16 protein-coding genes and 1 tRNA gene are annotated in these 14653 nt (G+C 42.4%); 6 read left to right on the forward strand and 11 right to left on the reverse strand.

Annotation, left to right across the window (positions count from 1 at the left end):
- Nucleotides 1-80: 80 nt before the first annotated feature.
- Together ntdP and recX are read right to left on the reverse strand one after the other, a co-directional pair.
- On the reverse strand, nt 81-632 hold the full coding sequence (gene ntdP / locus FD05_RS05995; protein WP_039932850.1) for a nucleoside tri-diphosphate phosphatase: 552 nt from the start codon (nt 630-632) through the stop codon (nt 81-83).
- A 93-nt stretch (nt 633-725) separates the two neighbouring features.
- Nucleotides 726-1523, reverse strand: coding sequence for a recombination regulator RecX (gene recX / locus FD05_RS06000; RefSeq protein WP_020281180.1), 798 nt, complete (start codon nt 1521-1523; stop codon nt 726-728).
- 90 nt (nt 1524-1613) lie between these two features.
- On the opposite strand from recX, the gene FD05_RS06005 reads away from it, so the two are divergent.
- Nucleotides 1614-2063 (forward strand): flavodoxin, encoded by a 450-nt coding sequence (locus FD05_RS06005; protein WP_020281179.1) that lies wholly within the window; start codon nt 1614-1616, stop codon nt 2061-2063.
- Between the two features lie 47 nt (nt 2064-2110).
- Here the strand turns inward: FD05_RS06005 and FD05_RS06010 are convergent, their stop codons facing one another.
- Together FD05_RS06010 and wecB are read right to left on the reverse strand one after the other, a co-directional pair.
- Entirely contained in the window at nt 2111-3034 is a 924-nt protein-coding gene (locus FD05_RS06010; protein WP_020281178.1) for a YihY/virulence factor BrkB family protein, read from the reverse strand.
- 17 nt (nt 3035-3051) lie between these two features.
- On the reverse strand, nt 3052-4167 hold the full coding sequence (wecB, locus tag FD05_RS06015) for a non-hydrolyzing UDP-N-acetylglucosamine 2-epimerase (RefSeq protein ID WP_020281177.1): 1116 nt from the start codon (nt 4165-4167) through the stop codon (nt 3052-3054).
- A gap of 236 nt (nt 4168-4403) precedes the next feature.
- Here wecB and FD05_RS06020 point away from each other — a divergent pair, with 236 nt between their 5' ends.
- From FD05_RS06020 to FD05_RS11715, 3 genes are read left to right on the forward strand one after another with little or no spacing between them, the layout of a single operon-like run.
- On the forward strand, nt 4404-5351 hold the full coding sequence (locus tag FD05_RS06020; RefSeq protein WP_020281176.1) for a glycosyltransferase family 2 protein: 948 nt from the start codon (nt 4404-4406) through the stop codon (nt 5349-5351).
- A gap of 1 nt (nt 5352) precedes the next feature.
- Entirely contained in the window at nt 5353-5790 is a 438-nt protein-coding gene (locus tag FD05_RS06025; RefSeq protein ID WP_020281175.1) for a GtrA family protein, read from the forward strand.
- 14 nt (nt 5791-5804) lie between these two features.
- Nucleotides 5805-5951, forward strand: coding sequence for a hypothetical protein (locus FD05_RS11715; RefSeq protein WP_020281174.1), 147 nt, complete (start codon nt 5805-5807; stop codon nt 5949-5951).
- Nucleotides 5952-6045: 94 nt separating this feature from the next.
- On the opposite strand, the gene FD05_RS06030 is transcribed toward FD05_RS11715, so the two are convergent.
- Together FD05_RS06030 and FD05_RS06035 are read right to left on the reverse strand one after the other, a co-directional pair.
- A complete protein-coding gene (locus tag FD05_RS06030) occupies nt 6046-6708 on the reverse strand; it encodes an amino acid ABC transporter permease (protein WP_020281173.1) in 663 nt (220 codons plus the stop codon).
- Between the two features lie 14 nt (nt 6709-6722).
- On the reverse strand, nt 6723-7562 hold the full coding sequence (locus FD05_RS06035) for a transporter substrate-binding domain-containing protein (protein ID WP_020281172.1): 840 nt from the start codon (nt 7560-7562) through the stop codon (nt 6723-6725).
- A 305-nt stretch (nt 7563-7867) separates the two neighbouring features.
- Between FD05_RS06035 and FD05_RS06040 the strand changes: the two genes are divergently transcribed.
- Nucleotides 7868-9238, forward strand: a complete 1371-nt coding sequence (locus FD05_RS06040) for a glycoside-pentoside-hexuronide (GPH):cation symporter (RefSeq protein ID WP_020281171.1) — start codon at nt 7868-7870, stop codon at nt 9236-9238.
- Nucleotides 9239-9589: 351 nt separating this feature from the next.
- On the opposite strand, the gene FD05_RS06045 is transcribed toward FD05_RS06040, so the two are convergent.
- From FD05_RS06045 to FD05_RS06055, 3 genes are all read right to left on the reverse strand, one after another.
- Nucleotides 9590-9662 (reverse strand) — tRNA-Arg (locus FD05_RS06045).
- A 52-nt stretch (nt 9663-9714) separates the two neighbouring features.
- Nucleotides 9715-11001: a DEAD/DEAH box helicase gene (locus FD05_RS06050; protein WP_020281170.1), complete on the reverse strand. Its 1287-nt coding sequence runs from the start codon at nt 10999-11001 to the stop codon at nt 9715-9717.
- A gap of 24 nt (nt 11002-11025) precedes the next feature.
- Entirely contained in the window at nt 11026-12027 is a 1002-nt protein-coding gene (locus FD05_RS06055; protein WP_039932847.1) for a Gfo/Idh/MocA family protein, read from the reverse strand.
- A 125-nt stretch (nt 12028-12152) separates the two neighbouring features.
- On the opposite strand from FD05_RS06055, the gene FD05_RS06060 reads away from it, so the two are divergent.
- Entirely contained in the window at nt 12153-12521 is a 369-nt protein-coding gene (locus FD05_RS06060; protein WP_020281168.1) for a DUF4828 domain-containing protein, read from the forward strand.
- A 446-nt stretch (nt 12522-12967) separates the two neighbouring features.
- Here FD05_RS06060 and FD05_RS06065 read toward each other — a convergent pair whose 3' ends face one another.
- Together FD05_RS06065 and FD05_RS06070 are read right to left on the reverse strand one after the other, a co-directional pair.
- Nucleotides 12968-13726, reverse strand: coding sequence for a GH25 family lysozyme (locus tag FD05_RS06065; RefSeq protein ID WP_039932844.1), 759 nt, complete (start codon nt 13724-13726; stop codon nt 12968-12970).
- A 39-nt stretch (nt 13727-13765) separates the two neighbouring features.
- Nucleotides 13766-14611 (reverse strand): MurR/RpiR family transcriptional regulator, encoded by an 846-nt coding sequence (locus tag FD05_RS06070; protein WP_020281166.1) that lies wholly within the window; start codon nt 14609-14611, stop codon nt 13766-13768.
- Between the last annotated feature and the right edge of the window lie 42 nt (nt 14612-14653).

Consider the following 14653-nt stretch of genomic DNA (forward strand, 5'->3'; position numbering starts at 1 on the left):
TAAATAAAAAACCGGAGTGCGACAAAAAGGTGGCTATGACAAAACGCGTGTTTTGTCGCAGCCACCCCTTAAAGAATCATTTATTGATTTTGACGAGACAATTCCAGATAGCGTTCATACCAAATGGCGATGAATTCTTTGGAAAAAGGCCCTTTCTCGTTTTCAATCCAATCAACGAGAATCCGGACGTTACGTTTTAGAATATGATCAATCTCAGGGCCATAATTCCAACGTTTGCTAAAAGTCAGGTACTCATCGGCATCTAACAACTTTCGTTTACCGTCCGGAAATACTTTGACGTCCAAATCATAGTCAATGTATTTTAAAGCTTCTTTATCCAAAACGTAAGGTGACGCTAAGTTACAGTAATACGCAATCCCGTCGTCTCTGATCATCGCCACGACATTAAACCAATAATGCTTGTGGAAATAAACCAGGGCCGGCTCGCGTGTTACCCAATGCCGACCGTCATCTTCTGTCACCAAGGTATGATTATTACAACCAATCAACGAATTTTCACTCGTTTTCAGTACCATCGTATCTCGCCAAACCCGATGCAAACTACCATCATGCTTGTAGCTTTGAATCGCAATAAACTGACCTTCTCCAGGTAATTTTTGAAGTCGTGGCATGTATGGTACCCACTTTCTGACTAACCTAACAGCATCGATTGTTACCAATCCATTTTTCATTATATCAGAGTGGGGATTATTTTCGAAATTATTTTATTCAGTCAGCTTGGCCATCGCAATCGTGATATCATCCATCAAAAATCCTTTGCGATAAAGCGCCTGCTTCACTTTTTGATTGCGTTCATATGGCTGCAGTCGCCGATATTGCCGCCAATACTTCTCAGCGACTTGATCAATGACTTCGTGATCCTGTTGGTCCATTTCTGAAGTGTCAGTTTGATTCATGATCTCTTCGATGTCCCCATACGGAAAGCCGCGGCGCATCAGCAGTTCTTTGGTTTTGGTCACTGCCATTTTGGCAGAATCACGCTTGTAACGTTTCAACTGCTTTTCGGCAACGGCCACCCCAATTTCAATGGCTTCCTGCTCGGGATAATAGTGGTCAAGGGCCGTTTCCACGTCATTTGCCGGAACATGCTTATCCTTCAAGTGTCGACGAATCCAGTCGGGCCCGTTCTTGCGCTCTCGAACCACCGTCCGCACATAGCTGTCGGCATATCGCTGATCATCAATTAGGGTCTGATCCGCTAAAATGTCGATGACTTTATCAATGGCATCCCCATCTTCAGTGATATCAGCGAGCTTTTCTCGAACTTCATATTCAGTCCGCAGATTATGGGCCAAATAATTCAGCGCGCGACTGTGGATTTTTGAAATGTTATCCGCATTTTTCAGGGTTTCGATTAGTTGATCGTCAACTTCCATCCCTTTAAAGATACGATATTTGATGAAAACTTCTTCACTGATTGGAAATGCATACTGCCCATCCACGTATACATTAAATCGCCCTTTACGTTTCTGAGCTTCAATTTTGGTAATCGTTTTTGCCATGGAAATCCTTTCCTTCTCGCGTTGTCGAAATTCACTTTGTCTTTTCGATTTGGTATACTAAAATCAATTTAAGATAGAGGATGAAAAAATATGATAACTGCTCACGTAGTTTACGCAACAATTACTGGAAATAATGAGGATATCGCCGACATCGTCACCGAAGCACTCGAAGATGCCGACGTTCAGGTCGAGGAAACCGAAATCTCGCAAACCGACCCGTCAGTCTTTGAGGACGTTGATATTTGTGTCGTTTGTCCATACACCTATGATGAGGGTGCACTTCCCGAAGAAGGCATGGACTTCTACGACGATCTCAGCGAACTGGATCTCAAAGGTAAAATCTTCGGTGTTGCCGGTTCCGGTGATGTCTTTTATGAAGAATTCTACAATACCTCAGTTGACAAATTTGAGGAAGCCTTCGAGAAAACCGGTGCCACTAAAGGTTCTGAAAGCATCAAAATTAACTTGGAGCCGGATGAAAAGGATATTGAAAAATTGGATCAATTTACTGCAGAATTAGTAGCTAAAGCCAGTAAATAATCAATTAGAGTTAAAAAGGGCGCGGGACAAAAGTATAAACTTTTGTTTCAGCCCTTTTTTGAATATCTTGATTTATGTTTGCGCATTCTGCGGGCTTGCTTCCAAACAGATTCAATCGCATCTTCCTGCTCTTGAATCTTACCTTGGCGAATTTCTTGAATGGTCGCATTCACCACACCGCCAAACAGCATAATCACCCCAGAAAAGTCCAACCAGAACATTAAAACAATAAACGTTCCGATTGTTTTATAAGCATCAATTCGTTGGGCAAAAAATTTGAGGTAAACCGTGAACCCTTGGGCTAACAACATTAATCCCAGAGTGGCAATCAACGCTCCAACCCACACATAACGGAACTTGACTTTCGCTGTCGGCACAAAATAAAACAGCAGGCTTAAGAGCAGCCAGGCAACGGCAATGGTTCCGGGCCATTTCACAGTGCCAATCAGATTTAATATCCAATGAGGGACATTTAGGATTGGCGTTAACCATTCGAAAAACATTTGACTAAATGCAAAGACCATCATGAGGACGACCACGGCCAGAATTAACATCAGCATCCAAACAAATGAAATTAATCGGTTGGAAATAGCCGTTTGATTTTCAGCCACGCCATAGGTTTTGTTAATACTGCGTTGGAACGCGGCAATCGCTCGGCTAGCAGACCAGATTGTCACAATCAAACCTACTGACAACTGGCTGGCACCCCCGCTTTGAAGGGTCGAGTTAATAATCGGTTGTAGCATTGAATAAATTCGGTCAGGAAACAGCGGCCGGATGTAAACTTCCACTTCGCTCAAATGAATATGGAACAGATTTAAAACACTGCCAATAATAAAGAAAATTGGAAAAATCGACAACAGTGTATAAAACGCTAGAACTGCGGCGGAATCAGACACGTTCCCGGATGAATAACGTTTAATGATTATTTCGATAAAATTTTTAATTGATCCATACAATCGTTTCATCATTCATCGACTTCCCGAAATTATTTGCTGAAATGTTCTTTAATGGCATTCAAAATTCGCTCCGAGGCATGCCCATCCCCATAAGGATTCTTGGCTTCCGCCATTTTTTCGTATTCTTTTGGATTGTCGAGCAATCGTTCCATCTCGCGCTTGACAACTTTGGGATCGGTTCCCACTAACCGTAAGGTGCCAGCCTTAATCCCTTCAGGTCGTTCTGTGGTATCACGAAGGACCAGCACCGGCTTTTTTAATGACGGGGCTTCTTCTTGGACGCCACCAGAGTCGGTCATGATGAAGAAGCTTCGAGCAGACATGTTGTGAAAATCCAACACATCTAAAGGCTCGATTAAGTGAACAGCCTTAACGCCATCAAAGACTTCATGAGCCACTTTTTGAACTGCTGGGCTCAAATGAACCGGGTAAACAACTTCGACATCCGGATGATTGGCCAGCACTTCTTTGATTGCCTTAAACGTCCGTCGCATTGGTTCGCCTTGATTTTCTCGGCGATGCATCGTTAAGAGAATCATTTTGGAATTTTCGTTCAATTCATCAAAAACTGAATGCTGGTAATTGTCAGTAACTGTTTGTTTGAGTGCATCAATGGCGGTATTTCCTGTGACAAAAATATTTTTGTCCGGATGATTTTCTTTAAGTAGATTATCGCGACTTAATGAAGTTGGGGCAAAGTATAAGTCTGCCAAGACATCAGTCAGTTGCCGGTTCATCTCTTCCGGGTATGGTGAAAGCTTATTCCACGTGCGCAGACCAGCCTCCACGTGGCCAATTTTAATTTGGTGATAAAAGGCACTGATGCTAGCTGAAAAGGTCGTTGTCGTGTCACCGTGGACTAAAATAATATCAGGTTGGGCTTTTTCGATAATGGGGTCCAGTTCAGTGATGACACGAGTAGTAATGTCACTGAGCGTTTGCCCCTGTTTCATAATGTTTAAATCATAGTCCGGGGTGATGTGAAAGACATCCAGGACTTGGTCGAGCATTTCCCGGTGTTGTGCGGAGACCACGGTGATCGGTTGAAATTCATCTAAATGTTGCTGCATCATTAAGATAATCGGTGCCATCTTAATGGCTTCTGGACGCGTGCCGAAGATGGTCATGACTTTTATTGGTTTCATCAGTTCATTCTCCTTTATATGTGATCAATTATATCAAAAATGATGAGAAACTTAACAGCTACTTAATTTTGTAAAAAATATGATATGGTATAATCTGTTAGATGTTCATTTTTACATAGGCTAGCTGGAGCGAATACTTCAGCTACTCACTTGGTCTGGTAACCCAAACGGATTCCAGCTTACCAATAAAGATTCACAAAAGCAAAGTCATAAACAAACGTACTGGAGGAAATATTTTGAAAACGATCAGTCTAATTGTTCCTTGTTATAATGAGGAGCCAACGGTTGAACTTTTCTACGACACAACAGAAAAAGTATTCGATAAATTAAACGCATCCCATGAAGAACATTACCAGCCAGACTACCTGTTCATCAATGATGGCTCGGCTGATAAGACCCTGGATGTCATGCGCAAACTTAATTCGGAACATCCTGATGAAGTCCATTACATTTCATTCTCAAGAAACTTTGGAAAAGAATCCGCCTTCGCTGCTGGGCTTTCAAATGCCCATGGTGATTACGTTGCCGTCATGGATGTTGACCTCCAAGACCCACCGGAGTTGTTGCTCCAGATGGTTGATATTCTTGAAGATCCCAAGCAGGATTATGATGTGGTTGGTTGCGTTCAGACCAGCCGCAAGCAAAATCCAATTCGAGCATTTCTGTCAGCAAGCTTCTATAAAATTATCAACAAGATGTCCAAAGTCCAGATGAAACAAAATGTCCGTGACTACCGCTTAATGAGTCGCAAATACGTTGATGCAATTTTGAAATTGCCTGAATATAACCGGTTCAGTAAGGGCCTGTTTTCTTGGGTTGGTTTTAATACCAAATACCTGGAATATGAAGGTCGTCCCAGAGCTGCCGGCGAAACTTCATGGTCAATCTTTCAATTATTTGAATATTCCATGGAAGCGATCGTTGATTTTTCAGACGTCCCATTGAAGTTAGCAACCTTCGTTGGTATTGTCACCTTCTTTTTGTCTGTGATTGGCCTATTTTTCGTTGTCATTCGGGCCATGTTCTTCGGCGGATCAGTCAATGGTTGGGCATCAATGGTTTCAATCATTTTGTTATTAAGTGGTGTTCAACTATTCAGTTTAGGAATTTTAGGAACCTACATTGGTAAAATTTATTTGGAAACCAAGCATCGTCCTAAATTTGTGATTGCGGAGAAACGTTAATATGATTGGTCAAATCAAGCAGCTGTATTATAAATACGAAGAAGTGATCTCCTATCTTTTTTGGGGAATCATGACAACTGCAGTCAACGTTTTAATCTTTTCCGGACTGCATATCTTCACAAATATGAACTATATGATCAACAACTTCATTGCGTGGGTGATCAGTGTTCTCTTCGCGTACATTACGAATAAAGCGTACGTTTTTCACTCCCCATCCAAGTCGTTTTTAAGTGACTTAAAAGAAATGACCTCATTTTTTGGCGGTCGGGTTGCGACATTAGTTGTTGAGTGGATCTTGCTTTGGATCGGAATTACATTGATGCATCAAAATCAAATCTTAGTTAAGATACTTGAAAACATTGTTGTGATTATTTTGAATTATTTCTGGTCAAAATGGGCCGTCTTCAAAAACAGTACGAACAAAAACCAACCTAAGTAAGGACGGTGAATAAATTGCCACATATCAATCGACAAACTTTAAGACAAAAACGTCAAGAATTTCCCAAGGGTTACTACACCAAGAGCGACGGCTTTAAATTACTTGCCATGGCAGTTGTCATGATTGCGATTCTTGCCGTAATTGCAAAAACCTTAATGTAGTTATCGATACTAAAAAAACTAGCCCAAACTGAGTGATCCCTCGGTTTGGGCTAGTTTTTTTCATGTTCATCAATATTAATTTACTGAAACGCGTCTACGCAAGTTGTCGTTCCAACTGGGTTTGACCGACCGTCATTAACCAGCAGAAGAACCAATAAATCACAGCAATCGTAATATAAATCGTCATGTAATCTTGATTAGCACCAGCGACGATTTGGGCATCCATAAACATTTCACTCACAGTAATCATCGCAGCAAGCGACGTTCCTTTGAACAAGTCCAGTAAAATATTTCCAAGTGCCGGAATTGCAATTCGAAATGCCTGTGGAAAGACAATTTTGGAAATGACCTTTCGATATGGCAAGCCTAACGAGTAGGCTGCTTCCCACTGACCATGATCAACCGCACTGAACGAAGAACGGTACACTTCCGAAACAAAGGCACTACAGTTAATCGTAAATGCTATGACGGCAGCGGGTAATGCGTCCGCCCGAAAGCCGAAGTAAATGATGAACAACAGCACCAGCATCGGAACACCCCGCATAAACGAAATGAAAGCCCGTGCCGGATAATGTAACAGTTTGTGCTTACTCAATTGCGCCAGGGTGAGGAATAATCCCAATATCAAGGAAAGAATAAAGCTAATTGCAGTTAAGGCAATCGACATTGGAAACCCTGCCAAGATCCTAGGAATTGAACGAAAAGCTAATGGTGCATTAAAAAAATCTGGAATCGATAAATACTTAATAATATCCAAAGACAACGCCCACCTTACTTAATCGTAAAGGTCTTTGAAATATGAACATGCGGCTGCTTAGTCACATCGGCATGATAATATTTCTCTGAAAGCTTCTTCAAAGTCCCATTTTTCTTGAGTTCTTTGAGGGCCTTATCAACTTGTTTCTGCAGCTTTGTGTTGCCCTTCTTCATTAAGATACCAACACCCTTGCCATCTTCATTGGTTCTGAAGTACATGTTTGGCATAATCTTCAAAGTATTGTTTGGAACTGCAGCCAAAGCTAATTTTTGAAGATAGTAATCATTCATGATCAAATCAGTTTTACCACTTTCAACATCTCTCAAATAAATATCATTTGAAACGTTGTTGTAGTTGACGGTCTTGGCACCCAGCTGCTTAGCCAAGCGTTGATAACCTGTCCCGGCTTCTCCAGCGGCTTTCTTGTCTTTGATATCGGCCCAGGAATGGATCCCTGAATCATCCTTTTGACGAACAACAATACTATTAAAGGAATGTTTGTATGGTGTCGAAATAGCAAATTGTTTTGCTCGTTGTGGTGAAACGGCAAAATCATTCGCAGCCATATCGGCCTTGCCGGTCTTAACGGCAGTTTCTTGACCATCGACATTCATTTCCTTAAAGACAACTTTTCTCCCCAACTTTTTGGCAACAGCACGGACAACTTCGACGTCAAAGCCGGTTAGCTTATTCGTCTTTTGATCATGGAACGATGTTGGGTAAAGAGTTCCTGACGTTGCAACTGTCAGCGGGCCCTTATCAGCGGACTTCTTCTGGCCGCAGCCAGTGATGATTAAGCCCAACACAGCAAATACACCCAGTAACATCAACCAACGTAACTTAATTCTGCGCATAAATTGTCAACCTCCTAAAGTTTTTGGATCATTATCATTATAGGCATGTGAAACCGATTTCACAATGCCCAGTTATTTACTTGTGTGATATGATAAATATCACACAATTTTAGTAAATTTGATCATATACACTGATTTATAACGAGTTTTTTATTCTCTTGAAAACGCCTTCGTGACGGTGATAACTCCTTATTAAATTATTTATAAAGGTCAAAAACGGTTGAACAAGTTTGGAATTGGCATATAATAAAAATATTTGCAAATACAGTTAAAGCTTGTTAATTGATTTGATTGGAGGATTTTTAATGGACGTAAAGGAAGAAGAGGTCGAGGCCAACGCGAAATTGCCGACTCTCGAAAAAATTAGTTATTCTTTTACCGATATGGCTGGAAACTTGCTGTACGTCAGCATGTCCAGTTATATTCTTTATTTTTATACGGATGTTTTTGACATCCCAGTTTCAGCAGCGGGCATGATCATTTTAATTGCCTGTATCGTTGATGCGGTCAGTGCGATTTTTTGGGGATCAATCGTTGACCACACACATACTAAATGGGGGCAGAGTAGGCCATATTTCTTATGGCTTGCTGTCCCTTTTGCTTTAAGCACCTTTTTAGCATTTACAGCCCCCAATCTCCACGGGACCGCCAAACTTTTATATGCTGGAATTACATATGTCTTGGCCGCCGGTGTCATCTACACCGGTATTCAGACCACCATTTCAGCGATTCTGCCAAATTTGACCCTGAATCCTAATGAACGGATCGGCGCCAATTCATATCGAATGGTCGGGAGCTTAATCGGTTCGTTTGTCACGAGTACATTCACTCTGCCGTTAGTTGCCTTTTTTGGTAAGGGTAACGACAAACACGGATTTATGATCACGATTGCGTTGTTCGGGATTGCTGCCATTTTCCTTTTAATCACAGCATTCAAGAACATGCGTGAACGCGTGCCCGTTAGCCAAAAGTCCCTGCCCTTCAAGCAAAGCTTAAAAGCCACTGTTGGCAATGTTCCTTGGTATTTGCTGGTTATCTCGTTTGCAACTTTCTGGATCGCTCAGGCGGATCGGAATAGCTTCTCGACATATTATGCCAAATACAATCTAGGAAATGCTGAGCTCGCCGCTGTGTTCAATGGCCTACAGGTTCTTGGCATTATCTCCAGTATTTCAATTCCATTTATTGTCAAAATTACTAATAAGACCGCAACCATGCTAATCGGATTAGGCATCGGTGCAGTTGGCCAGGCAATGATGGCACTGGTCGGTGGGAATTTTCCGCTGGTCATCTTATCATGGTCAATCGGAGTTCTCGGCTCTGCACTGGCAATGTCAATGCCGTTTGCAATGCTGGCCGACACGGTTGATTTTGGTGAATGGAAGAGTGGTATCCGGGCGCCAGGCTTTCTGACAGCCGTCGGAAGTGCCTTTTGTATTCAACTTGGATCAGGTTTTGGGAGCTTCATTCCATCAAAGATTTTGGACATTTCCGGATGTGTGGCAAATAAGACTCAAAGCGCTCAAGCTTCATCAGCAATTAGTTTTTGTTTCATCTGGCTACCGGTGATCATTTATGCGATCGTTGCTGGTATCATGTTCTTCTATCTCAAGTACGAAAAGATGGAACCACAAATTAAAGATGACTTGTTAGCTCGTGCCGAAACACGAAAATAAGAATCAAAATGCAGAACCAGTTTCTCCCAATGGTGGGAAAGCTGGTTCTGCATTTTTTATGGATAATTGGTGGTGATCGTGATAGCTACGCATCGACAGAAAATGGCAATGAATGAACAAACATCATTAATTAATTCCATAATCAAGTAATGTATTAGTTAGAATATAAGGCTGCAAGCTGATTAACGGTCGTTTTACTTGCTGGTCCCTTTGTCCTCCAAAATACGTTCTGACAGCCCTGATCCCTGCTACATAAAGCAAAAGGGTCCATTAATGAACAATAACCGTTCATCAATGGACCCTTTTGCTTTATGCTCCGGGATCACCCGGGCTTTGTCGCGCTCTCATAGATGACCCCACCCGGACTCGAACCGGGATCAACCGCTTAGGAGGCGGGTGCCCTATCCAGTTGTGCTATGGGGCCAAAACAACTGCACTACAATTTTCTCATTTATCCGCAAAGCTGTAAAGAGAAATTATCCTTCGGTCCGCTTGTGGTGCATTCCCTTACGTTTGGAATGTTTGTGTTTCTTCTTGCCCTTTGGTTTTGGTGGATTAGGCCTGCTTGTGGGCTTCTTGCGATCCTGTTTGTTCTCAGCCTTTTTTTGTGACTTTGATTCTGAAGGTTGCTCATCCTCCAGATTAACAGGTTCGGTCGGTCGCGTGTCAGACAGTTGGTTACCGTCAAAATAAATATTCTTTGGCTGGTATCCGTAAGGCTTGACTAACTTCTTCAAATCACGCAGGTCGTGATCGTCTCCCATGTTGATGACCAAACCATCTTGGTGCATCCGGCCGGTTCGACCGACTCGGTGAATATAAGTTTTAGGATCAGATGGTAAATCAAAGTTCACCACAGCTGGCAGCTTGTCAATATCCATCCCCCGGGCAGCCACATCCGTCGTCAGCAACAAGCGGATTTTGCCATCCCGGAAGTCACGCAATGCCTTTTGACGAGCGGTTTGCCGCTGTTCACTGGTTAACTGGGCAGCTTCCTTAATGTGTCGATGAGATAAGAATCCGGCCACCTTTTGCAAGGTATCCATCTGATCAAAGAAAACGAGTGCTTTGAAATCCTTCATATGGAGGAATCTCAATAGCATCTGCTCTTTTTTACGGTTAGAAACTTCTAACAGCGTGTGCTTTACTTCACCGCGGGTATCGTCAATATCGGAAACATCATACGTTTGAATGTCTTGAACAAACCAGCGATTAATATGTTCCAGCAGATCGTTTTTGGTTGCAGAAAAGAAGCCTAACGAGGTTGTGTCTGGTGCCAAATCAACCAAAGATCTAATTGAGGCCAACGTATCCTCACTTAACAAATTGTCAGCTTCATCAATCACGATTGCGTGAAGTGAATCCAACTTCAATTTGCCAAGGTCAATGAGGTTCATAATTCGCCCGGTGGTGCCGACGATCACGTTTGGCCGTTCCTTTAACTTATCGACTTGTCGATTAATATTCGCACCGCCGATGATTCCCTGAACGGATAATCCAATCAGTTGGCCCCACTCCAGCAAAACTTTTTGCGTTTGCATTGCAAGTTCTGCGGAGGGTTCGATGACCAATAATGATAAGCCATCTTCTGGTTGAATATTTTCCAGCAGTGGCAAAGCGAATGCCACAGTTTTCCCGGAACCAGTTGGTGCCAGGCCGAGGACACTCTTACCATCTTTCAGTGGTTGATACACTGCCTTTTGAATCGCAGTCGGTTTTTGATAACCTAATTTGGTTGCATGTTGTTTAAATTCTTCTATCAAAGTGGTTCTCCATTTTCTAATCGTTTACTTTTTCTCGCCCACAAATGAAATGTGAGCATCTTGGCGCAAATTGTAAATAACCTTATTGACGTATACACTGAGCTGTCGCCAATAATTATAATCTTTTTGGTTCTGAGGTTTTTGGGGATCATTAATCACCCTGGCAAAATCATCAGCTTCTGGCAGCATCGGGTTTTCATCGATGGTATTGCCGATCACCTGCTTGTTGCGATCATCGTCAATATAAATGACCGCGTTAATTTCGCCGGCATCATCGATCTCAATTAAATCCTTTAAGCCATATATCTCAGAAGTCATGTGTGAGTTCGTGATCTTCGAGAAGTTTAAAGTCACATTATACTCCGGATAGCGCAAAATTGCTGTGCCTTTCCCATCAACCCCTGTCCGAATCAACTGTGGGAAGTAGGCGGTCTCCTCTGGCATTCCAAACAGGGCAACCGCATCATAGACCGTATAAACGCCCAAGTCCTGCAAAGCACCGCCCGCGTATTTCAAAGAGAAGACATTTGGTTCCTCGCCATCAAGGACAAGATCGTAGCGTGAAGAATATTTTGAATACGTAAATTCGGCGCCCTGAACGGTTTTAAGTTGACCCAATTTCTTTTCAATCGCGTGGAAATTCTCAGTATGAATATTTCGGGCGGCCTCGAAATATAATACTTTAGGATTGTCATCTAATAACTTTTGAATTTTGGTCATTTGTTTTTGGGTACTGAATGCTGGTTTCTCAACAATCACATTTTTGCCGTGTCGAATTGCCAATTCTGCCTGTTCAAAATGCAAACTATTTGGTGATGCAATATATACCGTGTCAAATTGGCCTTTGGCAAAGAACTGCTCGAGATCGGTAAAGGTCTCTTGAGCGCCATTTTTGACGGCAAATTTTTTGGCAGTCTCATCGTGGCGTGAGTAAACACTGGTTAATTCGAACTTTCGTGATAGTTTAATTGCGTCGACAAATTGCTGCGTAATCCAGTTGGTTCCGATAATTCCTAGTTTAATCAATTTGACAACCACCCTTCTTTAATTAAATTGTAACAAGGTTTTAACCCAATGAAAACGAAATCAGACACTCTCTGTTATATTTATCCATTATACTAGGGTTCTAATATGCACTAGGGGATGATTTTTTGCGCAAACGGAGTCTGTTTATTTTTATGGTGTCGTTTTTAATCAGTCTGTTCCATACCAAAAAAACGCCTAAGAACCAGCCGGATCCAGCTGATCCATTGTTCTTTGTAGGCACTTGGCAATTTAAGGATCATCGGGATCGGCTTCATCGAATCGAAATTGGTCCGGATCTGAAATTGCTGATCGATGGTAAGGACATGGCGGCCAAAGTTTCATTGTTAACCAGATACGAATTGTCGTACGTCGACAAGTTTGGTTACAAATTAGAAATTCGGGGAAATGAAGCGCGGCCAATCAAGTTTTACGATGAATCGGAAAATTATACTTATGATTTACAATCCGCAAATGAAGTTGAACATGCGAATTGATGGCCTGACTTTGGTTGGGCTTTTTTTGTTGGGTTTTGCGCGGGGGAAGTGTGAACCGTTTAGTGGTATTTGGGTGGTTCTACATAGTTCTACATAGTTCTATATTTCCCTATTTCTATCCTGTTGTTTGGTTGTCGAGAACTGTTGTGGAATGGTATTGAGATTGATTTGCTTTTGTGATTGCTTTTTCTCTAGCCGAAACGTGTTCCGACGACCCAAGGCCCTACTGCCTAAGTGAAAAATTCCACTGATGAACAAGGCCCGTCCATCAGTGGAATTTTTCACTTAGGCTCCGGGCCTTAATGGGGTCTCGCCACACTCTAGCCGAAACGTGTTCGCCAAGCCAGATTCCTCCGCTTTATCTAATAAGGAGTCCCGATGCAAAACCCCGCATCGAAACTCCTTATTACATAAATGCTCGGAATCTAACCGGCTTGGTTCACACTCTAATCTACATACCCTCTCCACTCCCGACGATTACCATTGAACACCGACATTGGGAGGAAGACCAGCTGTTTATCGAGCTTAAAGCTCGCTTTATCATCTGCTTGGATAAACGTGGCATCGGCATTTGGTTTGCCAATTTTGCCGTCCGTCAACCAGAATTGGGTTTTCGCATTGGCCTTTAACTGCAGACTCTTGATAATCTGCTGGGTGGCCGAAATCACCACCGGCCGCTTATAGTAGTTTCTCAACAATTTTGATAGATATCGGACTTCTTTTCTGACCGTCTTCCAATGAACCGACGACTGATCAAACGTTCCGTAATACTGGATTTGAATACAAATTGGCAAACTTCCCGTATTGTATTTCACCTGACGGACAAAATTCTTGAACTGGGCAGTCGGTGAGCTCGTGAAGCTAAAGTAATGATAAACCCCAATTGGCAGCTGAGATCCCTGACTACGTTCGAAGTTGGTGTCAAAGCTGTCATCGGTGTACGCTGCTCCTTGGGTTGCCTTCAGATAAACAAAACTGATGCCTTTATTCTTCAAGCTTTCAAAGTCAATATACCCATTACTCTGGTTGACTGTGACCCCACGAATTGGGTATTTTTTTAGCTGTTCATTTTCATGCCAACGGACTAATAAAAATCCTGAAAGCAAAACCAACACCAGCAAAAAAATGCCGAGACCTACCCTACGCGTGCGTTTGCGGCGTTGATAAGTTTCAGCATATATTGGTTGAATGTCTCTTCGCTTCATATAAAAGTCATCTCAGTTACCCCGGCGAAGAATGATGATCTAACCGCGGGTGCTCTCAATAATATTTTGAACGTTGCGAATCGTGTCTTCCGTAGCAGGTCCCATTCGAACCGTTGCCATCATAAATAATGTATCAACAATTGCCAACTGGGCAAGAAGTGAATACATTCCTTCAGAACGGTAATTGGATTCATCACTGGATGAGATAAAAGTGATATCACTGTGCAGTGCCAAAGGTGAATCTGGATAGCTGGTAATGCCAATAATCGGCACCTTTCGTTTCTTTAATGTTTCGGCAACTTTTAAAGTCTGGCGGTTCTTGCCTGAATGAGATACGACGATCGCGCAATCTTCCTCAGTCAATTTTACTGCTTGCATCAACTGTACGTCAAAGTCTGGATAATAAAAACAGTCAATGGAAGTCCGCAAAAATTTGTGATAACCGTCGAGTGCTGCAACAGACGAACCGCCGAGACCAAATAGTCCCAAACGATGGCAGTGAATAATTCTTAAAACAGCGCGGGCAAATTCGTCTTCATCAATGCCTGCACGGGTATCTTGGATGGCACGCTGACTGCTGTTAAAGATTTTATCAGCAATCGTCCCCAAAGAATCATTGGCGTCAATGTCTTTGAAAATTGGCAGGTTCTGTGGGCGCAACTGCGTATAGGCAAGTGCAAGCGTAAACTCGCGGAAGTTGCCGTAACCCAATGTTTTAACAAGCCGGGAAACTGAAGCCGTGGAAGTTTCAGTAACTTCCGCGAGGTCCTCAATGTTGGCCTCCGATGCTGCTTGAGGATTCTCCATTACGTACTTTGCGATTTTTTTGTTGGTTCGACTTAATTCGTCAAATGATTGTTTTAATAATTGGACTGGCGAGCTCATAATGATCACCTTTCATGGATTGTAAGTGTCTTATTTTCATCA

Source organism: Lentilactobacillus otakiensis DSM 19908 = JCM 15040, from assembly GCF_001434145.1.
Classification (GTDB): domain Bacteria; phylum Bacillota; class Bacilli; order Lactobacillales; family Lactobacillaceae; genus Lentilactobacillus; species Lentilactobacillus otakiensis.